The organism is Candidatus Minimicrobia vallesae, from assembly GCF_018866205.1.
Lineage (GTDB): Bacteria > Patescibacteriota > Saccharimonadia > Saccharimonadales > Saccharimonadaceae > Nanosynbacter > Nanosynbacter vallesae.
Genome location: NZ_CP076459.1, coordinates 381,393 through 406,584, shown reverse-complemented (window position 1 = coordinate 406,584; position 25,192 = coordinate 381,393). Strand labels below are relative to the sequence as shown.

Here is a 25,192-nt window from a genome sequence, read left to right as displayed (position 1 = left end):
TTACGTTCTTCTACTAAAGCTTCGTTTCTTTTCAAGGTAATCACAATATATATCTGTATGATGGTCTCTCGGGAGATATTATTATGTGTCCAGCTGGCTCTCCGTTTGTAGATAATTCTCGCGAGAATATAACTAATCCAGACGGATGAGGTTCAGTCGCCATATCTATGTCAAGATGAGTTGACGTAACGTAAAAAGATTCCATATTTATACCTAACGTGAAATGGTGGGAAATACAGGGCTCGAACCTGTGACCTCACGAATGTGAATCGTGCGCTCTAGCCAACTGAGCTAATTTCCCGTCGCTATTCCAATTATATACTATTATTTGGCGCCCGCCAAATAGTGGTCACGAGCTTGTTGTTCGGTGAGGGCAGTCGTATAGACTGAGCTGTATTGCATACTGCCTTTAAAATACTTAGGGCCTTGATATTCGCTGTCGTCAGCATTTTTCCAATAAGTCAATTTGCCGCATCCAACTTTCCAGTAGCCGCCGTTAGGTACATTTTCTCCGGCAGTCATTGATGTATTGGTGTCGACTCTGTTTCCATCTAAGATAGAGTGCTGCACCGCTTGGCGACATAGTGGCAACGACGTGATGCCAGCGGCCATCAGCATAATCTACTCCAGCTTTTGAAGCAACAAGTTTGATGCCTCCGTTGTAAACTCCAAATACTACTCGACCGTCTTTGTCAATATAGATATGGCGATCACTTTGTCCACCACCGTTATAGTCACCTTCGTATAAAGAGCTAAAGCCCATTAGTCGACCGTTACTTCGATAATTAGTACTAAACCACACCTCCAGGCTAAAGGTATTTGGCGCAGGATTGACCTTCTGCTCTGCTGACGTTCCGTGAGTGAGACAGGCGTTTACTCCGTTAAATACTGAAACGCGGCGGTCGTCACGCACACAACCAGTGTTTGATACGCTGGCACGACTGGGCGAGCCATCACTTGGCGAAGGTTTGCCGTTGTTGCCGTTGCCAGAGAGGTCTGTTACGACGGGGTTGGCGGCATGATCGCTATTGAGGGCCCAGGCAAAATACGGCTGAGGATTTGGACGGATCTGTGAACGGCTCCAGGTGGCCTCAGAGCATTTAAAGTAAGCGCGAGCTTGAACGCGGTTGGTGCTATTTTGTATGGTCGCGGTAAATCCTGCCAAGGAAGACAATTGTACGGTCAACAGTACCACTTCAAATAGAATAATAATGGCAAGTAACGCCATGTTACGATGTCGCTCATGAACGAGTTGTAGTCCAGTAATTTCTTCTTCAGGTGGTGGTAGCTTTACTAACAGTGCTATAAATAGTGGTAGTAGACACCACAATAGCGCAAACATCACGCCCGTCGGCCCAAGCGATGGCCGTGGCACGTAAATATAGCGCCCTTGCGCGTCGGTTTCGGTGGCGCGAACGATGGCGGTTTGACCAGTATGAACGCGGTTGCCATCGTCATCACGAATAGGGAAAATACCAGCATTGACAATGTGTAATCGCACGTCATTTTTTTGATGCGTAGCGATACTGAGCATGTCGGCGCGGAGCCACGGATTGAGAATCAGTGTCGCTAAGATAACCACCAGTGTTCCGCCGATGATGCGAACTGGCCAGCGCCAGTCGTCACGTATCCGTCTAATGCAAGAAATTAGATAAACAATAATCCAGCCAATCAATAATATTGGAGTGGCGCGCCATACCCAGCCCCACACAGGAGCAATCACCACTGCTTTACCAATCACATCTCGATTGGCTACTGGCAGGGAATCTTCTGCGGCGTTGAGGTCGCCTTTAGTGGTGTAGCCGTGGTTATCATTAACCTTAGTTAGGCGATGTGTGTACACACTGCCGCTACGATAAAACGTGATAATATCATCTTTATCGTAGGTTTGCTGCGGCTGCGTAACGATTAGCGTCCCGACTGGTGCGGTTTCGCCCATGCTTGGCGTGGCGATGGTAAAAAAGCGAAAACCAGCTAGGTGTAGTACGAGCACTGAGCCTAAACTCAGTAGGCTCAGTGCTGCTATTACCCAAATGCTGGTTTTACTAAATTTCATTACCCTTCAGTATATCAGATTTTACGGCTATTTATGAGGCGCTAGGCGCTAAATTGCCAGGTGATTGGCTGTGAAATTTGGCGACCCTGGAAGCTGGCGTCAGTATTTGCCGGAAGTGCGGCAGTAATGACCAATGTAACTGTCTCATTTGGTGCAATTGGATGACCAACGACTGTCTTGATATCTTGTGCTGCTGCTTGCTGGAAGGCTTCTGCCGTACCGCTCCAAACTTGTGTACCGTTAGCGCGGATGGTAACAGTCATTTTGCTACACAAGTTACCGGTACCAGAGACTGATGCGCCTGGTGCGTTTTCGGTTGTACAAGTGCCGCCCTTGACGGTGAAGGCGCTGGCAGCGATGCTACCCTTGTTGGTGATTTTTACGGTCGTGTCGGTGCTGCCGCCTGGAACGAGTGCTTGACCGCCATATTTGTTGATGGTTGCACAGGTTGCACTACCAGTACCAGTGGTGGTGCAGGTAACTGTTCCGTCTTGATTCTTTTCTTCCATGACTAATGTACCGGTTGATGCGTTGTTTACGCTGTTGGTGATGGTTGCAACGACACCGGCGAATGTTGGCGTCAAGCTAAACGCCACCATCAGCGTCATAATTCCGCCGACAACCGCCAGGCCAATACGTTGCCGTTGGAAATAGTTATTTGCTTTGCTCATATTATTATGACATCCTTCTCCATATCATGATGATTTCCAGTGGTTACCTGCAATCCTAGCGATTCTCTATTCTGCCTTGGCAGGTGATTGTAGCATAGGCGTTTTTTTTTAGTTAATAATATTTTGATAACAATTAAAAAGTCGCCGTATTACAGGCGACAATTTTGAAAAAATTTCAATTTTGGTGCGGATGAAAGGACTTGAACCTTCACGCCGTGAGGCATATGCTCCTAAGGCTAGATGATTAAGCTTTCTTTTCACTTAGCGGAGGAACTACGCACACCGCCGACAAGAGGCCTTATCAGTCAAATAATGGGCAATAAAGGCAAAAATGATATAAGAGTTCTAGCTCGTTGTTTTTGTTTGTTATTGTACTGGGCGCAAGGAGTCAATTCTGGAGTCTAGGGCGGAGTTTAATTAGCCAAATTGAATAAGTAAGATTCTCTACTCTTAGAGGTGGTCAATTTTAAAAACAAAAGTGATATAATGGTACTTAAAGTTTTAATAAGGGGTGGCAAATTAATTAAGCAAAAAGGAATAATGTCTCATGAGTAAATGGGAAGATCGTATACAGAATAGTGCCACATATACTGCAGCCAAGAAATTATTAACCAGGTTTGATGAGGTAGATCTCTGGTAGTGTGTCTCTTGAAGCAATCGATGATATTAATCGGGCAAAATTGGTCATTGAACTTTTAGTGGATAGACTTAATAATACAGATGATCGTTTATTATCAATATCAAATCTTGACAATATCAGCAGTTATCTTTCAAGTGTAAGCTCGTGCTTTGATAACTGGCAAAACTATCGTAATGATGCGTATCTAGGTATTTCTTATATGAATGGATATATCGATAATATATTGTCATACATTCCTTCATTAACACCCGCTATGGACATAAAGGAAACTCGCAAAGCTATTGCGGGATTGAATAGGTCAGTCGGTCAATATAAGCGTGTAGCAGCAAAAGAGATTAATAGCATATCCGCTAAAGGAGCTGCCTCAGAAAAGACCATTGACGAAAAAGTTACTGAAGCTAAGAACGAGTTTGAAGCACTTGGTGCAAAAATTGGTGAACTTAATAAAGATTTAAAAGACATAAAAGATTCGTCAAATAAAATCTCTGCTGAGCAGCAATTATCGTTTACAAAATCTGAAAATGTACGTAATGAGATGGTTAATAAATTTATTGAAGAGCAGAAACGTACAATTGAAGAGACATTTAGCAAAAAGAGCAATGAAGCCGATCGCATTACGGATGACATAGATAAAAAGCTAAACGCCACTGAGGCGAAGGCAGAGGATAGTCTTGCTAGAATAGACGAACTACTGAATATAGCTGGAGACAAAACATTAATTCACGATTATTCTAGTAGTGCTAAGGAAGACATGGAAGCTGCTGATAAATGGCGTAAAATAACGACGCTCTTACTTTTTGTGGTATTAGTATTTTCTTTTTGGGTAGTTTGTGAAGTTATTGATACTAAGGATGTTTCATGGCAATTCTTAGTAGCTCGAGCATTTGTTATGCTATTTGCTGGGGGTGTAGCAGGATATACAGCCACTCAATCAAGCGAGCATCGCAAAGCACAGCGAGCTAATCAACGAACAGCTCATCAACTTAAAGCACTAAAGCCTTATCTGCTAAGTATTGAAGGTGATGTAAAACTAAGAAATGAAATTATCAAAACAGTTGCATACCGAATATTCAATAATGAAGAGAATAATCAAGTTAAAAAATCAAAAGGATTATTTAAAAGCAAAGAGGAGGCTCCTATTATGAGTTCGCAATTGATTGAGTTGTTATTAGATTTAGCAAAGAAAATTCCTGTTAAATAAAAATGTTAAAAATGTGGTAATTTATTTTATCTACTGATATACTTACTTACAGAAATATTTCACAATATCAAACTATGCGGATGTGGTGGAATTGGTAGACACGCATGTCTTAGGAGCATGTGCCTCACGGCGTGAAGGTTCAAGTTCTTTCATCCGCACCAAGATCTGAAATTTTTCGAAATTCTCTCTTGATATGGTGATTTTTAATTTTTCTTTTCCTCTCCTTTTAATTTTAAGCCTTGAATAAACTGTAAACCTTTTTTGATTTACTGTTTTTTTATACTATTTTTATTTAATTGATATTACTAAGATGTAGGATTTTTACGTGCTTGAGTAGATATTATATTTTCAGTCAATGTTTTATTCTTCATAACACATTCAAATATTTAATATCTCAACAATTTTTCCATTGTGCTGTTTCAATTCAATCTTCCGAATTATTTCTTCTCCTAAATATTTAATAAACTCGCTTAATTCTGATGAAACTTCAAATATAATGTTGTGTTTACTATCATTCTCCGGATTAAATGTTGGAATTGTAATTTCTTTTGCTTGACTAATAATTCCAATTTACATCTGTTCTTTCGTAATAAACATAATTCTGTTTTTTTGTAACGTGTATTCTTCTTTTGTTGATCAATACCTTTTCATTCTTCAGATTTAAAAATATCAGAATATATTTTTAAGCCCTCAAATTGCTTATATTCTTTAATTTTATCATTTGAAACATTAAGCTTTATTTCTTTATAATCCATAATCTTTTCCTCCTTAAACTTGTTGCCTGTACTGGAGAGCATTATAGCATTTTTAAGGCATCTTACTCTATGACAGACCATCCATACTACAGCGTTTATTCCTTATTATGTGTCATTATGAATTACAACGCGGTGAAGCGTTTGGCTTGTACCTGGAAAGACATTGACTTTACCGAAAACACTATACATATTAGGCAGCAAGTTTATCTCGTGTGTATTAATGAGCCAAAACTCGGCTCACTCAAAACAAGGGCAAGTGCTCGCGATCTGCTACTTCTGCCGAGTATAAAACAGGAGCTTTGAGCAGAATATGAACGATGGCTCTATCCAGATGGCCACGAACTTCTCTACCTTACTAAAAAAGACAACCCGATAGACGGTAGGAGTTTTATCAAAACATTTAAAGATGCTACTCGAAAAGTGGGATTGAAAGAGATAACGCTTCATGAGATTCGCCACAGCGTTGCTAAGCAATGCTCAAAGAAGCTAACGTCTCGGCAAAAGATGCACAAGTTATCCTTGAAGGTATTCTTCAATAACAACAACCTTGCAAATCTATACTCACTCAACCGAACAGAAAAATCAAATGCACTTCTCGCTGTAACTGATAAAATTTACAATAAACATAACGAAAACGATTAAGCCAAAACATCCTTCTTATCAATACAGGAGTCTAAAAGAGGCGTCTATTACCCCTATAAAATAAGAGGCTATATTACCCCTATAAAATACAAGAATACTTCACGCCGTGAGGTTCATGCTCCTAAGGCATGCGTGTCTACCAATTCCACCACATCCGCATAACCCGATTATATCAAAACAAATTCTACTTATCAACTGTCCGCGCTTATGTTAAAATTGAAGTAACATACTAAGGAGGATTGATGAATAAAGTTGCGAAATATTTGAATGAGCATCTTAGTGGCGAAGTCGTGTCGCAGGATTTTGCATTGAGTCAAGTTGAAGTTGACAATGGACTTTTGGCGCGCCGACCAGAAATGATTGTTCGTGCGGCTAATATGAACGACATCAGGAAAGTGATGCGATTTTGTTCTCAATTGGCAGAGAAAGGTCATGTTTTACCTGTATTTGTTCGTGGTTGTGGCAATGATGAAACTGGCGCAGCGACGAATAAAGGTATTGCAATTGACGAAAAAACGTATATGAATCGTGTGTTTGGTATTGATCCTCGCCAGCAACTGATTCATGTTCAAGCGGGAATTTCTCTTTCGGCAATCAACGCAACTTTGTCTACTCATAAAGGTTTGGGTCTGCCGCGAACTTCATATGTGGCGGAAGAAGGCACGATTGGTGGCGCAATTAACACAGCTCCGTCTGGAATGTTATCTGGCGCTCATGGCCGTTTTGCTGATGCCATTCAGCAGCTTGAAATTGTTCTAAGTAATGGCGACGTGATTCAGACTGGGCGCATATCTCGACGCGAATTGAGTAAGAAAAAAGGCTTATCGACGTTTGAGGGCGAGATTTATCGAGAGATTGACAATTTAATCTCAGATAACGCCGAGCTGATTTCGCAAATGGATCCAGCTTTGCCAGATACGGTTGGCTACAGCGGGATTTCTCGGGTGAAGCAAAAAGACGGGTCGTTCGATTTGACGCCGTTGTTTATTGGTAGTCAGGGAAGTCTGGGTGTGATTTGCGAAGTTATTATGAAGGCGCAATTTATTCGTCCAGAATATTCAGTTGTTGCCGCATCATATAAAAAGTTGTCAGACGCGCAATCAGCCGTGGAATTAGCGATGAAAAATAAGGCGTCGGCAGTGGAAATAATCGACGGGCGATTCTTCCGTCAGGCTGCGGTCGTCGGTAAAGTGGTTGAGTGGGCGCCGAAAGAATGCTTTAAGGGTGCGGTGGTCTTGGCTATCTTTGACGACTTTTCTGACAGAGCGCGCAATAAAGCCGCGAAGAAATTGACTAGAAAATTGGAATCATCAGAAGCGATTGACATAAAAACTCTACATTTGGAAGAGCAGGATTTGTTCAGCTTGCATTCTGTTTTGGCTTTGGCGGAAACTCCGAGCGAGCCGCATATGATTACGCCACGCGTTTTCTCTGGGATTTTAATGGCGCCAGAAAAGATTGACAGTTTCCTTAGCGAGTTGAAGTCGCTGGAATCTAAGTACGGCGTGGATTTGCCAGTTTTTGTTGATTTTTCAAGCGATTATATTTCTCTACATCCGACGTTTGATAGTAAAAAGGTGAGTGAACGCCAGAAGATTCTTCAATTGTTGGCGGAAATTTCTCAGATTGTTAATAAGTACGAAGGTTCTTTTGCGGGCTTTGGTGGTGACGGAAGATTGAAGGCTAACTTTATCTATAAAAATCTGCCAGATGATGAAAAACAATTATACGCAAAGGTGAAAAAAATCTTTGATCCAGCTGGAATTTTTAATCCAGGAATTAAAGCGGAGGCTCAACCAAAGGAGTTGGCGGCGGAATTAAACGCGTGGTGTAAGCTTCGTAATCAAGCTTGATACTGGGTGAGAATTGGGCTATAATTGACGCGTAGCCCATGCGGATGTGGCGGAATTGGTAGACGCGCTAGCTTCAGGTGCTAGTGTACGCAAGTACGTGAAGGTTCAAGTCCTTTCATCCGCACCAAGAACTGAAATTTTTCACCATAAGAAAATCACCCATGCTCAGGGTGATTTTTAATGTCGTAAATTCAGAGTCTACATGACAGGCAATCGTAAAAGAACAATCACCCGCCATGTAGACTATTTACTGTCAGTCAATCCAGGGATTCTGAGAGTCCACCTTGATCTCGTTGATTATTTGCGGCTTACATCAGCGAAGAGTATGACCGAATCGCGTTCCTCTTGTTTCTTAGAAGTTCTTGACGTCTTCGTTCGTGATGGTGGCGACGTGCTCAACTGGTGGCCTTGAGGACTATGTCGCTGATTTCTTTTCCGGTCTTCTATGGCTGCGGAGCGAGATTCTCGCGGCATGGTTGTAGATTGCGCAAGACACATGTTCGCATAGACCTGGAGGTCTTGCACTCGTTGACACGTGTCGCGAATCATTTGGACGAATCGCCTTACTTGAAGGACGGGGATATACTCGTCCTTGCAGATGATCTCCATGGCGGTGTGCCATTTCGAACTCAGGTCTTTCGTCGTAGCGGAAAGATCGTCAGAGACATCGATAAACATTGTGCTATCTTCGTGTTTTCTCATCCGCAGGATTGCGACGTATTGTTCTTTACAATACAAGATGAGATCTTATCTCTCTTATGGTTTTTTAAAAAAGAAATAAAAACTCATCTTGTGTTCGATTGCCTGTCAAAGTTCACTTTCGGACAAGGATTTACTCAACTCATCAACGAAAGCTACCTTTATTTATACCACACTTGTGTAAAAAAGTCAATAGAAGGCTCTCAACTTTTGTTATTTATTCAGGAATTTTGATAAAATAACAGAGATGGAAGATAAAAGAAACGTCATTGATAAGTTTAAGGGTCGGAGCGAATCGGAGATTATAAATGAGTTGGATTCTGAAGATCACGGTTTGGTGATTGCGCTGGAAAATACCGAGCGAGATTTTAATATGGGGACAATTGTCAGGAGTGCTAATGCGTTTGGTGTGCGGCAGATTTATGTGATTGGGCGCAGGCAATGGAATAAGCGCGGTGCGATGATGACGGATAAATATCTTCACATTACATATTTGGCGACGACGGAAGAGTTTGTTGAAAAAATGCGGACTGAAGGCAGGGAAATTATTGCGATTGATAATATCCCAGGAAGTGTTAATATGTCGCAGATGTGTTTACCGAAGCGTGCGGTTTTGGTATTTGGGCAAGAAGGGCCGGGGATTTCTTCGGAGCTGGCTGGCGCTGCGGATCAGATTGTGGCGATTGAGCAATTCGGCTCGACTCGCTCTATAAACGCTTTGTGCGGTGGCTACTGTGGCGATGTATTGTTGGTTGCAGCAAAATGTGCTGGCGGAAAATAATTAGTTGATTTCTACGCCTTGTTGGCTCAAAAAATCACGAGTCTTATTATCTAATTTGCAATTTATGAAACGCGATCGTGCCGCCAATTTCCCGCTGCCATAGACAAATTGTGTTTCCTCATCATATTTGATGCCGCGGAAGTCACAGTCCTCCGCTTCAATAATAGCTTTTACGCCACGAAAATCCACATTCCGAACCGACGAATTGGTAAAATAAATTGGTTGCCCGTAGATGTGCTTTGCGTCGTCCAGATTACAATTCTGAAACACGAAAAAGCCCATGACAAACTGGTCGAAATCAACGTCATGAAAATCCTCATCCATAAATCGAACAACCTCTCCTTCTTGAATGGCGGGATAGCGCTCGCGTTGGTAAGCTGGCAAATCATTGGCGCGAATGGCGGCGGTGATTTTATTAGTAGCTCTCATAATACAAGGATAGAGCAGTTTTTGGTTTGTCGCCAAAGGCAAGGGCAGAGCATGCTTAGGTCTGCGAGAAGTAGTGATTAGATTAGATTAGCCCTAATCCTGGCGGGGGCACTATCCCGCCAGTCACGGTTCTGAGGGATATCTGCGAGCGTGCTGTCGGCGTTGTAGACTGCCGTCGCATGCCCGATAGAGCCATCCCCAGTGGGTCCGTGCTGGTTGTAGTAGTATCCGCCCGGGAACGTTGGGATCGTTGGTCGAGTTGACGGTGTGGGAGGTCCCATCCGGGTCGATCCAACGCTCGCCATCCTGGTAGCCGCTCATAGACTACACCTTTCTACTAGTGTTTGCTCAATGTGCAGAATTACGCAAAAAGCTAATATATATATATATCAATTATTGGGTTTGCTGTCAACAGGTATTTACAAAAAGCATGAAATTTACTATAATGGACTTATGATTTTACCTAAATTCCATCATTCACACGTGTTGCCGAGGTAGGACTCTGATTTTTGATTGTACGCGCCGAGTTCTGCCTCGGCGTTTTTGATTGCTATAAATAAGAAATAATGACATAATGGAGCTAACATGAGCAGTTTATCTACACAAAGTTACAAAGGTTCGCGAGACTATTTTCCAGAGGAAAAGCGTCTGCAGAATTACATTTTTAATGTTTGGCACAAGACGGTTGAGAGTTTTGGCTATGAAGAATATGGCGCGCCGCTACTGGAGCCGCTAGATATTTATCTGGCGAAGTCGGGTCAGGAATTGGCGGGCGAGCAAACATACGCTTTTGAAGATCGTGGTGGTCGAATGGTGGCGATTCGTCCTGAGATGACGCCGTCGATTTCTCGAATGGTGGCGGCTAAGCGTCGGGAATTGGCGATGCCTGCGCGGCTGTATTCAATTGCTAATTTTATGCGCTATGAACGGCCGCAGCGTGAGGCGTGGAGGCGTGAGTTTTGGCTTTATGAATGCGGATTTGTTTGGTGTGGACGGCGCGGCGGCGGACGCGGAGATTGTTGAGCTGAGTCACGCTAGCGTGATGGATTTTGGCGCCAAGCGAGAAATGTTTACGGTTAGGGTTAATAATCGCCAATTGATCAATCGTTTGATGAGTGTCAATTTTTGAAGCTTGATATTGTTGGTTCGACGATGATGATGAAGTTGCTTGATAGGAAAAATAAGATTCCTAGCCGAAGAATTTAAGCGTCCAGGCGATTGAGATTTTTGGCAATCAAGCGTCGGAGGGTTTGCCGAAGCTGGCAAAAATGATCGGTATGAAATCTGTTGATGATTTGCCGAGCGAATTGATGGAAGATGAAAGTGTCAAGCAACTTCGTGAAGTGGTATGAAATTGCTTAGCCCAAAAGGCATTACGAATGCGGTGTTTGATGTTACTTTGATGCGCGGTCTGGACTATTACACGGGCATGGTTTTTGAGCTTTTTGACAATTCGCCAGAGAATAACCGAGCGTTGTTTGGTGGCGGACGATATGACGGATTGGTCGGGCTATTTGGTGTCGAACCGATTGCTACGGTCGGCGTTGGTATGGGCGCGACGACGATGGAGCAATTTTTGGAAGTGCACAATTTGTTGCCTAAATTGGCATCTAAAACAGATGTATACATAATTCCGGTGTCAAAAGAATCTATGGCTGGCGCGGACGATTTGGCGCGAAAATTGCGCAGTGAAGGCGTGCGAGCGGAGTTGGATATCACTGGTAGAAAGATTGACAAGCAGATAAAAGCGGCGCTAAAAAAGCAAATTCCGTTTGCGGTGTTCGTGGGTGAGGATGAAATTGCTAGCGGCGCATACACGGTTCGAAACTTGGTGGAATCCGATGAGCAGAAGGTTGGCGCTGAGCGAATTGTGACAATTGTCAAAGATCGTCGATATGATGGCGATGAAGACGCTCTGTTTGAGATATAGTCTGATATCTGTTATAATTAGTCTTTATGAAGACTACTGTAAAAAAACTATCAGATACTAAAGTTCAATTGACGATTTCTTTGGGTGCTAGCGAATTAGCTGACGCAGAGCAGGTTTCTTTGACAAAGTTGGCGCGCGACATCAAAGTTCCAGGTTTCCGCAAAGGAAAAGTTCCCGCAACTATAGCCGCCGCTAAGCACGTTGATCCTAATGCTTTTCAGGAGCAGATTTTGGAGAATGCTTTGTCAAAGGCAGTAGCTGAGGCGTTTTTGCAGGAGAAATTGCAAGCTTTGGATCGACCTAGTGTTGAGGTTAAGAAGTTTGTTCCTGGTTCTGGGGTTGGAGTTTACGGCTGAAGTTGAGGTTATTCCGCCAGTAAAATTGGGCGATTATAAAAAATTGACAGCGAAAAAAGAAGTAGCCAAGGTCGAGGATAAAGATGTCGATTATGTTGTTGAGCGAATCCGTAAAAACTATTCCGAAAAATCAGAGGTCAAGCGTGCCGCTAAGATCTCGGCGACGAGGCTGTGATTGACTTTACGGGAAAGGAAAGACGGCGTGGCGTTTGACGGCGGTTCGGCTAAGGAATATGGCTTGAAGCTTGGTGAAGGTCAATTCATTCCTGGTTTTGAAGAAGGTGTGATTGGTCAGTAAGGCTGGTGAAGAGTTCGATTTGAAATTGAAATTCCCAGAGGATTATCACGCTGAGAATTTGGCAGGTCAAGACGTTGTGTTTACCGTGAAACTTCACAAGGTTAATGAATTGAAATTGCCAGAACTAAATGATGAATTTGCTGCAAAATGTGGTCCATTTACAGAGATGAAAGAAGTAAAAGCGGACATCAAGCGTGAACTTACCGCACAAAAAGAGCGTGAAGCTGACGAGAAATTTAAGGACGCGTTGGTTGGTGAATTGACGGAAAAAAGTAAAGCCGCGCTGCCAGAACTTTTGGTTGAGGATCAATTGCGATCAATCGAGCGTGATTTGACTCAGAATTTGATGTATAGCGGACTGAGTTTGGACAGCTATTTGAAGACTCAGGGCTTCAAGGATAAAGAAGAGTGGGTGAAGAAAGAAGCTCGTCCAGCGGCTGAAAAGCGCGTTAAGGCTGGTCTGGTATTGGCGGAATTGTCGAAGGAATTGAAGATTGACGCTTCTCGCGACGAGATTCAAGAACAGATTAATTTCTTTAAGCAACAATACGGTAAAGATAAGAAAATGCTAGAGCAATTTGACAATCCAAACGTTCACCGCGACATTGCCAACCGAATGATTACAGATAAGACCGTTGCTAAATTGGTTGAATTAAACACGAAGAAATAGGGTAAATATGCCAAAATCATATCTCATTCCAACTGTCGTTGAAAAATCGGCTGACGGCGAGCGTGCTTTTGATATCTATTCGAGATTGTTGAATGAGAGGATTATTTTCCTTGGCGAAGACGTTAACGAACATACCGCGAACAGCGTAGTGGCGCAATTATTGCATTTGGCATACGTTGACCCGCAAGCTGATATATCGCTATATATCAATAGTCCAGGCGGCAGCGTTTATGACGGTATGGCAATTTACGACACGATGAATTTTATTAAGCCCGATGTGGCGACGTATGGAATTGGTTTGCAGGCAAGCATGGGGGCGTTTTTGCTCAGCTCTGGCGCTAAGGGCAAGAGGTTTTGCTTGCCGCATGCTAAGGTGATGATTCATCAGCCGTCTTCTGGAACGCACGGAAAAGTGACCGACATGGAAATTGACATGAAGGAAACTTTGGAAGTTAAGGAGATGCTAGCGAAGATTATGGCGAAAAACACCGGTCAGAAGTTGGCTAAGGTTAAGTCCGATATGGAGCGTGATTATTGGATGACGCCGGATGAAGCCGTAAAGTACGGACTGATTGATAAAGTCTTGACTAAATTGTCGTAAAAAATTGCGTGTTTGTTGTTAAAACTACTAGTGATTCTGCTTGTGGTTTTTGGAGGATATTGTCATAATTTAGATAAGGCAAGGAGGGCTTATGAGGCAATATTTAGACGCATTGAAATACGTTCGTGATAACGGTGTGCAAAAAGGTGATCGTACGGGAACGGGGACGACGGAAGTTTTTGGTATTCAGACGCGATATAATTTGGCGGACGGATTTCCGGCTATGACCACGAAGAAGTTATATTTCAAAAGCGTCGCTCATGAGCTTTTATGGTTTCTTAAGGGTACGGGCAATATTGAATATTTGGCGCAAAACGGCGTTCATATCTGGGATGAGTGGCCATATAAAAATTACCTAGAAAAAACTGGTCAGAAAATACCGGAAATTAACGGCGACGAGTGGCGCGCTGGAATGAAGGAATTTATTGATAAGATTGCGAACGATCACGCGTTTGCTGAAGAATGGGGAAATTTGGGTCCTGTTTATGGTGTTCAATGGCGAAAATGGCCGGACGGGAAGGGTGGAACTATTGACCAGATTCAGAACGCCATTGACATGATAAAGACGAATCCAGAGTCGCGTCGGAATATCGTGAGCGCGTGGAATGTGGCGGAAATTGATGACATCGTTCAAGCTGGCGGGCTGCCTCCGTGTCATACGATGTTTCAATTTAACGTAAGACCTGGCAAGAACGGCGAGAAGGACAAGCTGGATTTGGCGCTGACTCAGCGCTCGGCGGATATGTTCCTTGGGGTGCCGTTTAACATTGCCAGCTATGCGCTGCTTTTGTCGATTGTCGCTCAAGTTACCGACAAGCAACCCGGCGAGTTTATTCACACCTTAAATAGTGCACATATTTACAATAATCACCGCGCGCAAGTTGACGAGCAATTATCGCGCCGTCCGCTGCCGCTACCGAAGCTGTGGCTCAATCCAGACATCAAGAATATTGACGATTTCACGATTGATGATATCCGCCTGGAGAATTATGAGTGTCATCCAGCGATAAAAGCGCCGATTGCTGTGTAAAACTGTCATGCCGCGGGTTTTCGCCGGTAGATCACAAAGTCAAAAGCGTAGGCATTGGCTTCATCTGCTGGGTGGTAGACACGGTCAACCTCTTCCCAAACGTTCATATCTATTTCTGGGAAAAAAGTGTCAGCGTCGGGGAATTCGGCGTCAATCTCTGTGGCGTAAATAGTGTCAATTTCTGGAATATCTAGCGCGTCTTTATAAACTTGTGAGCCGCCAATAATAAAAGTCGGATATCGCGACAAAGCCAGGGCGCTTCGTAAATTCATAGCCGTAAGAACTTTTTTGACGCCAGTTGGCTTGGATGAAATGACAATATTTTCTCTGTCTGGAAGCGGTCGCGAGCCAATTGACTCAAACGTTTTTCTGCCCATAATGACATTGCTATTTCTCGTCAAACGCTTAAAATTCACCAAGTCGGCCGGCAAACTTCGCCCCCACGGCATATCGCCATTTTGTCCGATGGCGCGGTTTTTATCGTAAGCTACAATAATGGCTTTTTCCATAATTTCAGTTTAACATGCTGTAAAATTTACTAAAAGCTTGATAGGAATGCGTAAACTTGCCATAATAAGATTTGGTAGAAAAATCACGCAATGGGAGGTGTTTAGTGAGCGTGTACTCAAATAAAGATATATTAGCGGCGATTGAAGACGGGACAATTGTCTGTACGCCGTTCAACCCAAAAAACGTATCGGAAGCCAGCTTAGATTTTACGCTAGGCTTTAATTTTTATAAGCAGGAATATGATGATATTTCGCGAGTTTATAATCCGTTTGACGAGTCTGATGTCAATCGATACTTCAAGGGTCCACTTAAGGCGATTCCGCACGCCGAATGGTGCGAGCGGCACGGTTTTCGGGAATTTAAGAATATTCCGCCAGATCATCCGATTATCGTTTTGAAGCCTGGTGAGCGAATTTTGGCGCATACGCACGAATTTGTTGGAATTCGGACGCATGGCGGCGCGGCTGAGGTGAAAAGTCGTAGCTCTTGGGGGCGAAACGGCGTGGCGGTGTGTTTTGATGCTGGCTGGGTTGATCCGGGATATATCAATCGGATTACGCTTGAGATTTACAATTTGAATAAGCATGAGAAGTGTGGTTTTGCCTGTCGGTGAGAGAATTGGGCAATTGATTTTTCATCACACTGGTCAGGTTGACGGCGGAATATGCTAGTGGGCGCGGCGGAATGAGCGGCAAATATCAGCACACTGACGATTTGGATGAATTGATAAAAACTTGGCGTCCTGAAATGATGTTGCCGCGGGCGTTTAAGGATCGTCGGCATAAACCGATGGAAATTTCGGGACTTGGCGAGGGGATTTTGTGATGATGGCTGGTTCAATTTTTCGTTGGCGGACGAAAGAAAAAGAATATATGGATCATAGGAAAAGTCTTAAATCTGACGGTTGCGTTTTTTGTCAATTGGTAAAACATCATACTGGTCAGGTCGTTAGTAGACTTTGCTTATTGTCTGATTATTAAGAATCGATTTGGCTATGATTTTTGGGATGGCTGCGGCGTGGATGACCATTTGATGGTGATACCGAAACGGCACGTGGACTCATTGGCAAATTTGAGCGACGAGGAAAAAATTGACTATATGAATCAGGTTGCTAGGTTTGAATCTAGTGGCTATTCAATTTACGCTCGAGCTCAAGGCAGCAAAACCAGGTCGATGATACATCAGCATACTCACTTGATAAAAATTGATGGCAAAACGAAAAAATGGCTGATATTTCTACAGAAGCCGCACATTGTGATTACGAGGTGATGATGGGCGACGCGGGAAAATATATAGTTATCGAAGGTAATGACGGGACAGGAAAGTCGACGCAGGTCGCAAAATTGGCGGAATATTTTCGATTAATTGGGCGAACGGTTTGCGTGATTGAAGAGCCGGGAAGTGACGATCCGGAAAAATCAACTCCGATAGCAAATGAACTTCGAAAAGTGATTAAAAATGGCGATCTGGCGCGTTCTGCGGCGGTGAATGTGGCGCTATTTTCTGCGGCTCGGCGTGAATTATGGCGAGAAAAAATTCAGCCAGCGTTGGAGCGTGGGGAAGTTGTTTTGAGCGCGAGGAATTATATTTCAACGCTGGTTTATCAGGGGCGAGGCGAAGGATATGACGAGTCGGAGATTCTGCGATTGACAGAATTGTTCACCGATGAAAAATACTTGAAGCCAGACGTTATGGTTATTTTGAGTTTAAGCCGTGAAAAGCGGGAAGAGCGAATTTCTATGCGTGGCGAGCTGAAAAATCCCGACACTTTTGAGTCGCGTGGGCAAGATTTTCAGAAAAAAGTCGACGATGGATATTTGGAGATTGCCAAGGCATACGGAATTCCGGTAATTTCTGCTGACGGGACGATTGACGAAGTTCATGATATGTTGATTGATAATATTAAGGAGGATGGAGGAATTGATGTCTGAAAAGCTACTAATAGGCAGACTGATGCCGGATGAAATTGATGATGAATGTGCGGAGTCTATCCGTGATATATGGTTAAGAGCGGGGAATCTTATAGGCGAAGGGCAGACAAATCCCGACTTAACACGTGCCGTTTGTGATATAAATAGCCCAGACAATTTACGGCGTGAGGTGCGTAGGCGGGATTCTGGAATTTATGTAGTAAAAAGGCTTGGTAGAGGCGGTTTACTGGCTGCTGCGATAGTAACCACTAAAAAGGGTAGAACTGCTCCGCAATATGGTGATAGCCAAGCAGGTAGGCCTATGTATATGGAGATTTTTGGCGCGAGTGCTGATGCTGAGGAGGCTTGGTCAGACTATCTCCGGAGCATGGTAGGTCAGGCACGAAAGGACTTTGGTCAATCCATGGGAAGCAGCGTCACTAAGCTTTGCGCTTACGCCTCTCCTAATGCTAATGAGAGATTTCCTGATGTTGTTAGGAGTATTAATCCTTGTACTTATGAAAAGCATGGTGGAGAGGAAGGGTCGTTCGGTGATGTAGGCGGAGTGCCTGGGTTTTACGTTCGGCATGATGTGGAGTTTGATGTTCCTCAGACTGCTCGCGTGCTTGCGGGATTGGGGGGTGCCGCCCTCTCCTTGCTGGGTAATCTAAGAGGTCCGCTCGGCAATCCAGTTCCTGTTCGTATGGGATCTATTGAGGAAGAATTGCCGAATGCCGCTTAGGATAGTTATGCAAACCCCTTGATTTTATTGACACTTTTCGTCATAATGAGTAGTTATAGAAGTAGTGTATTCATGGCGGGTGAAAATTGCGAGTGGCAAATCGTGATTTTGGGCTATGAATTAGAGATCTTCACGGCCGTCTATTAACCACTAATTAAAGCGAGGAGTGTTTACGCCTGTGGCAAAAAAACCAACCACAAGTAGCGAGCGCGTCTATTTCACCTCTGGTGATAATGCCCTGCCGCTACCAAACTTAATCGCTCACCAAAAAGATTCTTGGCGCTGGTTCGTCGAAGAAGGTTTGGGTGAGATATTTTTCAGAAATTAATCCAATTGACGACTATACTGGTCAGAAGTTGTCATTAAGGGTTCGGCAAATACTATTTTGGCGAGCCAAAAAACACTGACCAATTTGCCAAAGAAAGCAACTTGACATTTGAGGCTCCATTGCACGCAACGGTTGAATTGACAAATAAAACAACCGGCGTGGTTGAAGAGCAGGAGATTTACCTCGGTGAATATCCATGGATGACCGAGCGCGGTACATTCATTATCAACGGTACGGAGCGCGTGGTTGTTAGCCAGTTGATTCGTTCTGCTGGTGTTTTCTTCACTGCTGAAACAGTAGCGGGACGTAATTACTACGGCGCGAAAATCATTCCAGGACGTGGAGCTTGGATGGAATTCGAGACGGCTTCTAATGGCGCGATTTACGTAAAGATTGACCGCCGCCGCAAGATGCCAGCAACGACTTTGTTGCGCGCTTTGGGCTATCCAAAGACTAGCGAAATTAAGGAATTGTTCGCTGATATTGATACTGGCGATGTAAAATACATTGACGAAACTTTGGACAAGGATACTTCTCGTGGTGCAAACGAGGCGTTGATTGAGGTTTATCGTCGATTGCGTCCAGGTGATTTGGCGACAGTTGATAATGCTCGTCAGATGATTGAGCGAATGTTCTTTGACTTCAAGCGGTTCGATTATTCGCGGGTTGGTCGTTATAAATTGAACCAACGCTTGGGTCTGGATGTTGCTAATACGGCTGAAAATCGTACGTTGCAGATGAGCGATTTGGTGGCGATTTTGCGTGAAGTTATTCGCTTGAACAATACGCAAGAGCCAGCTGACGACATTGACGCATTGAGCAACCGCCGAGTTCGCTTGGTTGGTGAATTGATTGCCCGACAATTCCGCGTTGGTATGCTCCGAATGCAACGCAATGCGATGGATCGCATGAGCGTGGCTGATTTGGAAAGTGTTAGCCCAAGTCAATTGATTAATGCTCGTCCAATTGTTGCGGCTGTTCGTGAATTCTTTACTTCAAGTCAGTTGTGTCGCAGTTGCTTGACGAGGTTAACCCATTGTCAGGGTTGAGCCATGAGCTTTGACTTGAGCTCGACTGGTCCTGGCGGTTTGACTCGTGAGCGCGCTGGATTTGAGGTTCGCGATGCCCACCCAACTCACTATGGTCGTATCTGTTCAGTGGAAACGCCAGAAGGTGCGAATATTGGTTTGGTGTTTAACTTGGCGGCTTACGCACGTGTTAACGAATACGGATTTATTGAGACTCCATATCTTCGCGTGAAAGACGGCAAAGTGACTGATGAACTTGTTTACTTGGATGCTTCACAGGAAATCGGTGAGGTTATCGCTGACGCTGGTGAGGCTCTTAACGAAGACGGAACTTTCCGCGATGAGCGCGTTAATGCTCGCAGTAACATGCAGCCATCACAGGTTGATGCTAGTCAAGTTACATTCATGGATGCAGCTCACCGTCAGATTCTAGGTTCGACTGCGGCGTTTGTTCCGTTTATTGAAAAGACTCGCGTTGACCGTGCTTTGACTGGTTCAAACATGCAACGTCAGGCTGTTCCTCTATTGTGTCCAGAATCCGCAACTGTTGGTACTGGAATTGAGAAGGCTGTGGCTGAGAATAGTGGTCACTTGATTCAGGCTGAGCGCGGACGGCGAAGTTGTTCGCGCTGATGCCGACGAAGTTCATGTTAAATATGCTGACGGCGTAAAGATTTACGCATTGAAGCATTTCGTGAAGAATAATGACGATCGTTGTTATAACCAAAAAGTTCGCGTTGAGCGTGGCGACAAGGTGAAGAAGGGCGACATTCTGATTGAAGGCGCCTCAATTGCTGGCTGTTGAAATTGCTCTAGGTAAAAACCTTCTGGTTGCCTTTATGCCATGGGGTGGCTACAACATGGAAGACGCGATTATTATGAGTCGTCGTTTGGTTGAAGATGATCGATTGACAAGTATTAACATTAAAGATTACACCGTATGAGGTTCGTGAGACGAAGCTTGGTCCAGAGATTGTGACGCGCGATATTCCAAACGTTTCCGAGGAAAGTTTGCGTCACTTGGACGAGGACGGAATTGTTCAAATTGGTTCCGAGGTTAAAGGCTGGCGATGTTTTGGTTGGTAAGATTACACCAAAGGGCGAGCAGGAATTGAGCTCTGAGGAGCGTTTGCTTCGCGCAATCTTCGGTGAAAAAGCTAAGGATGTTCGCGATACATCACAGCGAATGAACAATGCGGGCGGCGGTAAAGTTGTTGGCGTTAAGATCTTTAGTCGTGAAAATGGTCACGAATTGAAGGCTGGCGTTTTGATGCAAATTCAGATCTTTGTTGCGCAATTACGAAAGATTGGCGTTGGTGATAAGATGGCTGGACGCTTCGGTAACAAGGGTGTTGTGGCGAAAGTTCTTCCTGTTGAAGATATGCCATTCCTAGAGGACGGTACGCCGGTTGACGTAGTTTTGAACCCACTTGGTGTGCCAAGCCGCATGAACCTTGGTCAGATTTTTGAAACTCACCTTGGTATGGCGGCACGAGCATTGGGTTACCGTGTAGCAACTCCGTCATTTAACGGTGTTCCAAGTGAGAAGATCTCTGATGAGCTAGAAAAAGCTGGTTTGGCGCGTGACGGTAAGAGTCAATTGTTTGACGGTCGCACCGGTGAACCATTTGAGGAGCGAACAACAGTTGGTGTGATGCACATGATTAAGTTGCACCACATGGTTTCTGACAAGATTCACGCCCGCTCAACTGGTCCATACACGATGGTTACTCAGCAGCCGCTTGGTGGTAAAGCACAAAACGGTGGTCAGCGCTTCGGTGAAATGGAGGTTTGGGCATTGGAAGCTTACGGTGCTGCTGCAACCTTGCAGGAAATGTTGACAATTAAGTCCGACGACGTTTACGGTCGCGCAAAGGCTTACGAGTCAATCATTAAGGATGAGCCGATTGTCGGTCCAAAACTTCCAGAGTCCTTCAACGTGTTGGTTAAGGAGCTTCAAGGTTTGGGTCTTCGAGTTGACTTGGTTGATGACGAGGCAACAGTTGACGCTGAGCATGTTATCGCTTCAAGTGGCCCAGAAGACAAAACCGTTGCCGCTGATGATGAGGAAGAAGAAACATACTTGGACGAATCAGATGACATCGGTGAAATTGACGATGGCATGAGCGTGCAAGATATTGATGAAGTAGAAGAAATAAAGGAGGACGCGTAAGATGGCAAATTCTGCATTTAACGCAACGGGCATCAGCGATTTTGACGCGGTTCGTTTGGCGGTAGCTAGCCCAGAAGACATTCTGAAATGGAGCTACGGCGAAGTTTTGAAGCCAGAAACAATTAACTATCGCACACAAAAGCCAGAACGCGACGGATTGTTCTGTGAGCGAATCTTTGGTCCAGTTAAGGATATTAATCCACACGACTCAAAGCTTAAGGGTGTTCGATCACGCGAAGCTGCTGTCGATAAGAATGGTGAATTGGTCACTAAGTCAATCGTTCGTCGTGAGCGAATGGGCCACATTCAATTGGCAGTGCCTGTAGCGCACATTTGGTTTATGCGCGGCACTCCAAGCGCAATGAGCCAGTTGCTCGGCATGACGGTTCGCAATATTGAGAAAATCGTTTACTTTGCAACTTACGTTATCTTGAACGTTGACGAAGCAACTCGTGATCAATATTTGGCAGATTTGGAAGCGGAAACTGATTTGGCTCGTAAGGCTATCAAAATCCGTTACGAAAAAATGGCTGAAGAAGATGGCGCTGACGTTAAGCAACTAGCTAAAGAGCAGAGCCGTGAAGTCGAGGAATTGGAAGAATCTTACGTTGGTAAGAAGTCTCAATTGGAGAGCTTGAATTTCGGCGCTTTGATCTCAGAGAGCGAATATCGCAACTTGCCAGAAGAATATGACGAATTGATCGAAGTTGGCATGGGTGCTAGCGCGGTCAAGGAACTTTTGGACAAGATTGAGTTGCCAAAGCTTATTGCTGAATTGACAGAGGAAGCTGAAACTGCAAAAGGTCAGCGACAGAAGAAGTTGCTAAAGCGTTTGAAGATGCTTGAAAGTATGGAATCTGCTGGCATTAAGCCGTCAAGCCTATGTATGACCGTTCTGCCAGTTATTCCTCCGGATCTTCGTCCAATGGTGGCGTTGTCTGGTGGCCGATTTGCGACATCTGACTTGAACGATTTGTATCGCCGAATTATCAACCGAAACAACCGCTTGAAGAAGTTGATTGAGCTTAACGCGCCAGAAGTTATTCAGCGCAATGAAAAGCGCATGCTTCAGGAAGCTGTTGACGCTTTGATTGACAATTCAGCATCTCGCGGTCGCGCAGTTAGCTCGACTGGTGGTCGCCGCAGCTTGAAGAGCTTGAGTGATATGCTAAAGGGTAAGCAAGGTCGCTTCCGCCAGAACCTTCTTGGTAAGCGTGTTGACTATTCTGGTCGCTCGGTTATCGTGGTTGGTCCAAAATTGAAGATTAACCAATGTGGTTTGCCAAAACAAATGGCGCTGGAATTGTTCAAGCCGTTCGTGATTAGCTGGTTGATTAAGAACGAATTTGCGCACAATATTCGCTCGGCTTCACGTCTAATCGAAGCTGGTGAAGCAGTAGTTTGGGATGCGCTTGATTCAGCAATTGAAGGCAAGTACGTGTTGCTTAACCGCGCACCAAGTTTGCACCGTTTGTCAATTCAAGCCTTCCAGCCAGTTTTGGTTGAAGGAAAAGCTATTCAATTGCACCCGCTAGTTTGTGCTGGATTTAACCGTCAATCGAGCTGTCGAGGGTGACCAGGTGGGTGTTCACTGTGCACGGCTGTGCGCAAAGCGGCTCTGGCTGAACGCTCGTGAATTGATGAGCGCAACTGCCAGACTTGTTGATAGCCTTGCCGATGGTGACCGCCAGTGGTGGCGCCATTTCGCGGGGTCTCGTAGCTTGGTAGCTATTACTTGACTTACGACAAGCCGCAAGCTCAGACTGATAAGGTTAAAACTTACAGCTCTGTTTACGAAGCAGAAATGGCTTACGACAATGGCGTAATTCACTTGCAAACCCCAATTCGTATCTTTGCGAAGGGTGAAATGCGTGAAACAACTTTGGGTCGTGTCTTCTTCAATGAGATTCTGCCTGAAGATTTCCCATACGATAACAACGTCCAGACTAAGAAGCAGCTTAAGAAGGTGTTGGCGGCAGATCTTTAACAAGTATGGCGCCGAGGAAACCGCTAAGATTGCAGACCGTATGAAGGGTCAAGCTTTCTGCTTTGCTACGGTTGCGGCTGTGTCGACTGGTATGACCGATTACGTCCACTTCTCGGAGGAAATTTCTGTGTTTGTGGCTGAAGGTGATGCTATGTGGGCTTTTGATTTCTGAGCAATTCGACCAATGTTTGATTACTGGGGGAAGAGCGATACAACTTGACGGTTAGCGCATGGCGAAACGTTGACAATAAGATTACGGCATTCCTGAAAGACCAATTGGCTCACATGGACACCAGTATTTCTATGATGGTCAACTCTGGTGCTCGTGGTGATATTTCCAACGTGAAGTTGGCGAGCGCGATGATTGGTATTCAGATGGACGCAACCAACCATGAGATTGAGCTTGCAATCCGCAGCTCTTACACGGGCGGTTTGTCTAGCCTTGAAGCCTTTATCGCAACCTCGTGGTGCACGTAAGGGTCTTATTGACACGGCTCTTAAGACTGCCGACTCGGGTTACTTGACTCGTCGTTTGGTAGACGTTGCACAAGATGTCTTTACCGTTGAAGACACTGATGGCGATGATGAAGGTTACGCAATCTACCGATCAGAAACCGAAGAGACGATGATTGACTTCTCGAACCGTTTGGCTGGTCGTTATGCTGCTGAAACAATTCCAGGTCACGTCAATAAGAACGAATTGATCACGCGTGAAATCGCAGATTCAATTGACGACGACGAAAGCATTGAAAGCGTTAAGATTCAGTCCGTATTGTCAACAAACAACCTTAATGGTATTCCGCAGCGAAGTTGATGGTACTTGATATGTCGACTGGTAAATTGGTTGGCAATCATCAGCCAGTTGGTGTTATCGCCGCTCACCAGTCAGTTGGTGAGCCGGGTACTCAGTTGACGCTTCGTACCTTCCATAACTCTGGTGTTGTTGGTGGTGACATTACCCAAGGTTTGCTTCGTGTTGAAGAATTGTTTGAAGCGCGCACACTTGGGGTGGTCAAGCGTTCATTACGGAAGTTGCTGGTTTGGTTGACGTTTGGGAAGATGGCAAGAAGTACATCGTTCAAATTACACCAGAATCTGGCAAGGTTGAGCGATTGCCATTGGAGGGTCGAACTGTTGTGGTTAAGGCTGGCTCAAGCGTTAAGGCTGGCGATGTCTTGGCAACTGGCGAGAGCGACACTCGACCTTTGATCGCGCCATTTGACGGTGTGATTGAGTCGGCTGAGGATACTTTGGTGATCGCGGCAGAGGCTGCTTCGCCAACTCGTTATGAAATCCCAGGCAATATGCAGTTGGTCGTTAAGGCAAACGATGTTGTTGAAGCTGGTGATCGATTGACGGCTGGATCATTGAACTTGCACGATTTGATGCGACTTAAGGGTGTTGAGGCAACTCAGCGCTACATCATCAACGAAGTTCTGCGAATTTACGCTGCTCAGGGTCAGGACGTGGCTGACAAGCACTTGGAGATTATTGTTCGCCAAATGTTTAGTCGCGTGCAAATCGAAGATGCTGGTGATAGCGAATTCGTGACTGGCGACATCGTTTCTAAGGCCGCTGTGGTCAATGCGAATAAGCAATTGGCTGCTGAAGGTAAGAACTTGATTAGCTACACACAATTGCTACTCGGTATCACGAAGGTGTCAATCTGGAGCGACTCATGGCTATCAGCTGCATCCTTCCAGGATACTACTCGCGTCTTGATTAACGCTGCTGTATCTGGTCGAGCCGACCACTTGCACGGTTTGAAGGAAAACGTCATCATCGGCCGCAAGATTCCAGTAGGAACTGGCGCTGTCGAAGAAGATGAAGAATTCGAAACGCCGAGCGAAGACGAGTTCGCTGAAGAAGAATTCGTCGCTTAATAAGTAGGCTTCGCAACTA

At 44.7% G+C, this 25,192-nt stretch carries 33 protein-coding genes, 3 tRNA genes and 3 pseudogenes; 32 read left to right on the top strand and 7 right to left on the bottom strand.

The window, feature by feature from the left end; genetic code table 11:
• Positions 1–224: 224 nt before the first annotated feature.
• The 4 genes from KOY49_RS02825 to KOY49_RS02810 form a co-directional block, all read right to left on the bottom strand.
• Positions 225–301, bottom strand: a tRNA-Val gene (locus tag KOY49_RS02825).
• 23 nt (positions 302–324) lie between these two features.
• Complete coding sequence (locus KOY49_RS02820) at positions 325–522, bottom strand: hypothetical protein (protein ID WP_232735916.1); 198 nt, start codon at positions 520–522, stop codon at positions 325–327.
• A complete protein-coding gene (locus KOY49_RS02815; protein WP_232735915.1) occupies positions 497–2,056 on the bottom strand; it encodes a LamG-like jellyroll fold domain-containing protein in 1,560 nt (519 codons plus the stop codon). The genes KOY49_RS02820 and KOY49_RS02815 overlap by 26 nt, the downstream gene beginning before the upstream one ends.
• Positions 2,057–2,097: 41 nt before the next feature.
• Positions 2,098–2,727 (bottom strand): hypothetical protein, encoded by a 630-nt coding sequence (locus KOY49_RS02810; RefSeq protein ID WP_232735914.1) that lies wholly within the window; start codon positions 2,725–2,727, stop codon positions 2,098–2,100.
• A 641-nt stretch (positions 2,728–3,368) separates the two neighbouring features.
• Here KOY49_RS02810 and KOY49_RS02805 point away from each other — a divergent pair.
• Complete coding sequence (locus KOY49_RS02805) at positions 3,369–4,568, top strand: hypothetical protein (protein WP_232735913.1); 1,200 nt, start codon at positions 3,369–3,371, stop codon at positions 4,566–4,568.
• A 76-nt stretch (positions 4,569–4,644) separates the two neighbouring features.
• Positions 4,645–4,729 (top strand) — tRNA-Leu (locus KOY49_RS02800).
• 217 nt (positions 4,730–4,946) lie between these two features.
• Here KOY49_RS02800 and KOY49_RS02795 read toward each other — a convergent pair.
• Positions 4,947–5,323, bottom strand: a pseudogene (locus KOY49_RS02795) (EXLDI protein).
• Between the two features lie 884 nt (positions 5,324–6,207).
• Between KOY49_RS02795 and KOY49_RS02790 the strand changes: the two are divergent.
• The 3 genes from KOY49_RS02790 to KOY49_RS02780 all read left to right on the top strand — a co-directional run bounded on the left by KOY49_RS02790 (position 6,208) and on the right by KOY49_RS02780 (position 9,298).
• Positions 6,208–7,818, top strand: a complete 1,611-nt coding sequence (locus KOY49_RS02790) for an FAD-binding oxidoreductase (protein ID WP_232735912.1) — start codon at positions 6,208–6,210, stop codon at positions 7,816–7,818.
• 40 nt (positions 7,819–7,858) lie between these two features.
• Positions 7,859–7,945, top strand: a tRNA-Leu gene (locus KOY49_RS02785).
• An 819-nt stretch (positions 7,946–8,764) separates the two neighbouring features.
• Positions 8,765–9,298 carry a TrmH family RNA methyltransferase gene (locus KOY49_RS02780; RefSeq protein ID WP_232735911.1) on the top strand — a complete coding sequence of 178 codons (534 nt, stop codon included), beginning with the start codon at positions 8,765–8,767 and terminating at the stop codon, positions 9,296–9,298.
• Here the strand turns inward: KOY49_RS02780 and KOY49_RS02775 are convergent, their stop codons facing one another.
• Positions 9,299–9,727, bottom strand: coding sequence for a hypothetical protein (locus tag KOY49_RS02775; RefSeq protein ID WP_232735910.1), 429 nt, complete (start codon positions 9,725–9,727; stop codon positions 9,299–9,301). It lies immediately after the preceding gene.
• Positions 9,728–10,312: 585 nt separating this feature from the next.
• On the opposite strand from KOY49_RS02775, the gene KOY49_RS02770 reads away from it, so the two are divergent.
• The 9 genes from KOY49_RS02770 (at position 10,313) to KOY49_RS02735 (ending at position 14,612) form a co-directional block, all read left to right on the top strand.
• The gene (locus KOY49_RS02770; RefSeq protein WP_232735909.1) at positions 10,313–10,750 is read left to right on the top strand and encodes an ATP phosphoribosyltransferase regulatory subunit; all 438 of its coding nucleotides are present in this window, start codon (positions 10,313–10,315) and stop codon (positions 10,748–10,750) included.
• On the top strand, positions 10,716–10,856 hold the full coding sequence (locus KOY49_RS02765; RefSeq protein ID WP_232735908.1) for a hypothetical protein: 141 nt from the start codon (positions 10,716–10,718) through the stop codon (positions 10,854–10,856). The genes KOY49_RS02770 and KOY49_RS02765 overlap by 35 nt, the downstream gene beginning before the upstream one ends.
• A gap of 219 nt (positions 10,857–11,075) precedes the next feature.
• Positions 11,076–11,657 carry a His/Gly/Thr/Pro-type tRNA ligase C-terminal domain-containing protein gene (locus tag KOY49_RS02760; protein WP_232735907.1) on the top strand — a complete coding sequence of 194 codons (582 nt, stop codon included), beginning with the start codon at positions 11,076–11,078 and terminating at the stop codon, positions 11,655–11,657.
• Positions 11,658–11,683: 26 nt separating this feature from the next.
• Positions 11,684–12,013 (top strand): trigger factor family protein, encoded by a 330-nt coding sequence (locus KOY49_RS02755; RefSeq protein ID WP_269802118.1) that lies wholly within the window; start codon positions 11,684–11,686, stop codon positions 12,011–12,013.
• Positions 11,997–12,188, top strand: a complete 192-nt coding sequence (locus KOY49_RS04980; protein WP_269802117.1) for a trigger factor — start codon at positions 11,997–11,999, stop codon at positions 12,186–12,188. The genes KOY49_RS02755 and KOY49_RS04980 overlap by 17 nt, the downstream gene beginning before the upstream one ends.
• Positions 12,189–12,311 carry an FKBP-type peptidyl-prolyl cis-trans isomerase gene (locus KOY49_RS02750; protein WP_232735906.1) on the top strand — a complete coding sequence of 41 codons (123 nt, stop codon included), beginning with the start codon at positions 12,189–12,191 and terminating at the stop codon, positions 12,309–12,311.
• Positions 12,301–12,981 carry a trigger factor gene (locus KOY49_RS02745; protein ID WP_232735905.1) on the top strand — a complete coding sequence of 227 codons (681 nt, stop codon included), beginning with the start codon at positions 12,301–12,303 and terminating at the stop codon, positions 12,979–12,981. Before KOY49_RS02750 ends, KOY49_RS02745 begins: the two co-directional genes overlap by 11 nt.
• A gap of 7 nt (positions 12,982–12,988) precedes the next feature.
• Positions 12,989–13,582, top strand: coding sequence for an ATP-dependent Clp protease proteolytic subunit (locus KOY49_RS02740; RefSeq protein ID WP_129635252.1), 594 nt, complete (start codon positions 12,989–12,991; stop codon positions 13,580–13,582).
• 91 nt (positions 13,583–13,673) lie between these two features.
• The gene (locus KOY49_RS02735; RefSeq protein ID WP_232735904.1) at positions 13,674–14,612 is read left to right on the top strand and encodes a thymidylate synthase; all 939 of its coding nucleotides are present in this window, start codon (positions 13,674–13,676) and stop codon (positions 14,610–14,612) included.
• A 5-nt stretch (positions 14,613–14,617) separates the two neighbouring features.
• Here the strand turns inward: KOY49_RS02735 and KOY49_RS02730 are convergent, their stop codons facing one another.
• Positions 14,618–15,121: a dihydrofolate reductase gene (locus KOY49_RS02730; protein WP_232735903.1), complete on the bottom strand. Its 504-nt coding sequence runs from the start codon at positions 15,119–15,121 to the stop codon at positions 14,618–14,620.
• 104 nt (positions 15,122–15,225) lie between these two features.
• On the opposite strand from KOY49_RS02730, the gene KOY49_RS02725 reads away from it, so the two are divergent.
• The 18 genes and pseudogenes from KOY49_RS02725 to KOY49_RS02645 all read left to right on the top strand — a co-directional run bounded on the left by KOY49_RS02725 (position 15,226) and on the right by KOY49_RS02645 (position 25,173).
• Positions 15,226–15,735 (top strand): dCTP deaminase, encoded by a 510-nt coding sequence (locus tag KOY49_RS02725; protein WP_232735902.1) that lies wholly within the window; start codon positions 15,226–15,228, stop codon positions 15,733–15,735.
• A gap of 38 nt (positions 15,736–15,773) precedes the next feature.
• Positions 15,774–15,947 (top strand): hypothetical protein, encoded by a 174-nt coding sequence (locus tag KOY49_RS02720; protein WP_232735901.1) that lies wholly within the window; start codon positions 15,774–15,776, stop codon positions 15,945–15,947.
• A 237-nt stretch (positions 15,948–16,184) separates the two neighbouring features.
• Positions 16,185–16,391, top strand: coding sequence for a hypothetical protein (locus tag KOY49_RS02715; RefSeq protein WP_232735900.1), 207 nt, complete (start codon positions 16,185–16,187; stop codon positions 16,389–16,391).
• A complete protein-coding gene (tmk, locus tag KOY49_RS02710) occupies positions 16,346–17,053 on the top strand; it encodes a dTMP kinase (protein WP_232735899.1) in 708 nt (235 codons plus the stop codon). The genes KOY49_RS02715 and tmk overlap by 46 nt, the downstream gene beginning before the upstream one ends.
• Positions 17,046–17,774, top strand: coding sequence for a hypothetical protein (locus KOY49_RS02705; protein ID WP_232735898.1), 729 nt, complete (start codon positions 17,046–17,048; stop codon positions 17,772–17,774). The genes tmk and KOY49_RS02705 overlap by 8 nt, the downstream gene beginning before the upstream one ends.
• A gap of 178 nt (positions 17,775–17,952) precedes the next feature.
• The gene (locus tag KOY49_RS02700; protein ID WP_232735897.1) at positions 17,953–18,102 is read left to right on the top strand and encodes a hypothetical protein; all 150 of its coding nucleotides are present in this window, start codon (positions 17,953–17,955) and stop codon (positions 18,100–18,102) included.
• Between the two features lie 101 nt (positions 18,103–18,203).
• Positions 18,204–19,151 carry a DNA-directed RNA polymerase subunit beta gene (locus tag KOY49_RS02695; protein WP_232735896.1) on the top strand — a complete coding sequence of 316 codons (948 nt, stop codon included), beginning with the start codon at positions 18,204–18,206 and terminating at the stop codon, positions 19,149–19,151.
• A 3-nt stretch (positions 19,152–19,154) separates the two neighbouring features.
• Entirely contained in the window at positions 19,155–19,763 is a 609-nt protein-coding gene (locus KOY49_RS02690) for an RNA polymerDNA-directed RNA polymerase subunit B (protein ID WP_232735895.1), read from the top strand.
• Positions 19,764–19,812: 49 nt separating this feature from the next.
• Positions 19,813–19,935 (top strand): hypothetical protein, encoded by a 123-nt coding sequence (locus KOY49_RS05425; RefSeq protein ID WP_376787509.1) that lies wholly within the window; start codon positions 19,813–19,815, stop codon positions 19,933–19,935.
• Complete coding sequence (locus KOY49_RS05550) at positions 19,907–20,074, top strand: hypothetical protein (protein WP_446680073.1); 168 nt, start codon at positions 19,907–19,909, stop codon at positions 20,072–20,074. Before KOY49_RS05425 ends, KOY49_RS05550 begins: the two co-directional genes overlap by 29 nt.
• Positions 20,075–20,115: 41 nt before the next feature.
• Positions 20,116–21,303, top strand: a pseudogene (locus tag KOY49_RS02685) (DNA-directed RNA polymerase subunit beta); the annotation flags it as partial.
• A 1-nt stretch (position 21,304) separates the two neighbouring features.
• Positions 21,305–22,879 carry a DNA-directed RNA polymerase subunit beta' gene (locus tag KOY49_RS02675; RefSeq protein WP_232735894.1) on the top strand — a complete coding sequence of 525 codons (1,575 nt, stop codon included), beginning with the start codon at positions 21,305–21,307 and terminating at the stop codon, positions 22,877–22,879.
• A gap of 159 nt (positions 22,880–23,038) precedes the next feature.
• Complete coding sequence (locus KOY49_RS02670) at positions 23,039–23,290, top strand: hypothetical protein (protein WP_232735893.1); 252 nt, start codon at positions 23,039–23,041, stop codon at positions 23,288–23,290.
• Between the two features lie 40 nt (positions 23,291–23,330).
• Positions 23,331–23,462, top strand: coding sequence for a hypothetical protein (locus KOY49_RS04975; RefSeq protein ID WP_269802116.1), 132 nt, complete (start codon positions 23,331–23,333; stop codon positions 23,460–23,462).
• A gap of 44 nt (positions 23,463–23,506) precedes the next feature.
• On the top strand, positions 23,507–23,767 hold the full coding sequence (locus KOY49_RS04970) for a hypothetical protein (RefSeq protein ID WP_269802115.1): 261 nt from the start codon (positions 23,507–23,509) through the stop codon (positions 23,765–23,767).
• Positions 23,682–24,104 carry a hypothetical protein gene (locus tag KOY49_RS02655; protein ID WP_269802114.1) on the top strand — a complete coding sequence of 141 codons (423 nt, stop codon included), beginning with the start codon at positions 23,682–23,684 and terminating at the stop codon, positions 24,102–24,104. Before KOY49_RS04970 ends, KOY49_RS02655 begins: the two co-directional genes overlap by 86 nt.
• A gap of 47 nt (positions 24,105–24,151) precedes the next feature.
• A pseudogene (locus KOY49_RS05545) lies at positions 24,152–24,331 on the top strand (hypothetical protein); the annotation flags it as partial.
• A gap of 77 nt (positions 24,332–24,408) precedes the next feature.
• A complete protein-coding gene (locus KOY49_RS02645; protein WP_232735892.1) occupies positions 24,409–25,173 on the top strand; it encodes a hypothetical protein in 765 nt (254 codons plus the stop codon).
• Positions 25,174–25,192: the final 19 nt, after the last annotated feature.

What these genes read in the sequence shown, in the direction of transcription:
- KOY49_RS02820 (WP_232735916.1), bottom strand. Translation starts at nt 522, where the DNA reads ATGACTGCCGGAGAAAATGTACCTAACGGCGGCTACTGGAAAGTTGGA.
- KOY49_RS02815 (WP_232735915.1), bottom strand. Translation starts at nt 2,056, where the DNA reads ATGAAATTTAGTAAAACCAGCATTTGGGTAATAGCAGCACTGAGCCTA.
- KOY49_RS02810 (WP_232735914.1), bottom strand. Translation starts at nt 2,727, where the DNA reads ATGAGCAAAGCAAATAACTATTTCCAACGGCAACGTATTGGCCTGGCG.
- KOY49_RS02790 (WP_232735912.1), top strand. Translation starts at nt 6,208, where the DNA reads ATGAATAAAGTTGCGAAATATTTGAATGAGCATCTTAGTGGCGAAGTC.
- KOY49_RS02780 (WP_232735911.1), top strand. Translation starts at nt 8,765, where the DNA reads ATGGAAGATAAAAGAAACGTCATTGATAAGTTTAAGGGTCGGAGCGAA.
- KOY49_RS02775 (WP_232735910.1), bottom strand. Translation starts at nt 9,727, where the DNA reads ATGAGAGCTACTAATAAAATCACCGCCGCCATTCGCGCCAATGATTTG.
- KOY49_RS02770 (WP_232735909.1), top strand. Translation starts at nt 10,313, where the DNA reads ATGAGCAGTTTATCTACACAAAGTTACAAAGGTTCGCGAGACTATTTT.
- KOY49_RS02760 (WP_232735907.1), top strand. Translation starts at nt 11,076, where the DNA reads ATGAAATTGCTTAGCCCAAAAGGCATTACGAATGCGGTGTTTGATGTT.
- KOY49_RS02755 (WP_269802118.1), top strand. Translation starts at nt 11,684, where the DNA reads ATGAAGACTACTGTAAAAAAACTATCAGATACTAAAGTTCAATTGACG.
- KOY49_RS02740 (WP_129635252.1), top strand. Translation starts at nt 12,989, where the DNA reads ATGCCAAAATCATATCTCATTCCAACTGTCGTTGAAAAATCGGCTGAC.
- KOY49_RS02735 (WP_232735904.1), top strand. Translation starts at nt 13,674, where the DNA reads ATGAGGCAATATTTAGACGCATTGAAATACGTTCGTGATAACGGTGTG.
- KOY49_RS02730 (WP_232735903.1), bottom strand. Translation starts at nt 15,121, where the DNA reads ATGGAAAAAGCCATTATTGTAGCTTACGATAAAAACCGCGCCATCGGA.
- tmk (WP_232735899.1), top strand. Translation starts at nt 16,346, where the DNA reads ATGGCTGATATTTCTACAGAAGCCGCACATTGTGATTACGAGGTGATG.
- KOY49_RS02705 (WP_232735898.1), top strand. Translation starts at nt 17,046, where the DNA reads ATGTCTGAAAAGCTACTAATAGGCAGACTGATGCCGGATGAAATTGAT.
- KOY49_RS02690 (WP_232735895.1), top strand. Translation starts at nt 19,155, where the DNA reads ATGAGCTTTGACTTGAGCTCGACTGGTCCTGGCGGTTTGACTCGTGAG.
- KOY49_RS02675 (WP_232735894.1), top strand. Translation starts at nt 21,305, where the DNA reads ATGGCAAATTCTGCATTTAACGCAACGGGCATCAGCGATTTTGACGCG.
- KOY49_RS04975 (WP_269802116.1), top strand. Translation starts at nt 23,331, where the DNA reads ATGAAGGGTCAAGCTTTCTGCTTTGCTACGGTTGCGGCTGTGTCGACT.
- KOY49_RS02655 (WP_269802114.1), top strand. Translation starts at nt 23,682, where the DNA reads ATGAGATTGAGCTTGCAATCCGCAGCTCTTACACGGGCGGTTTGTCTA.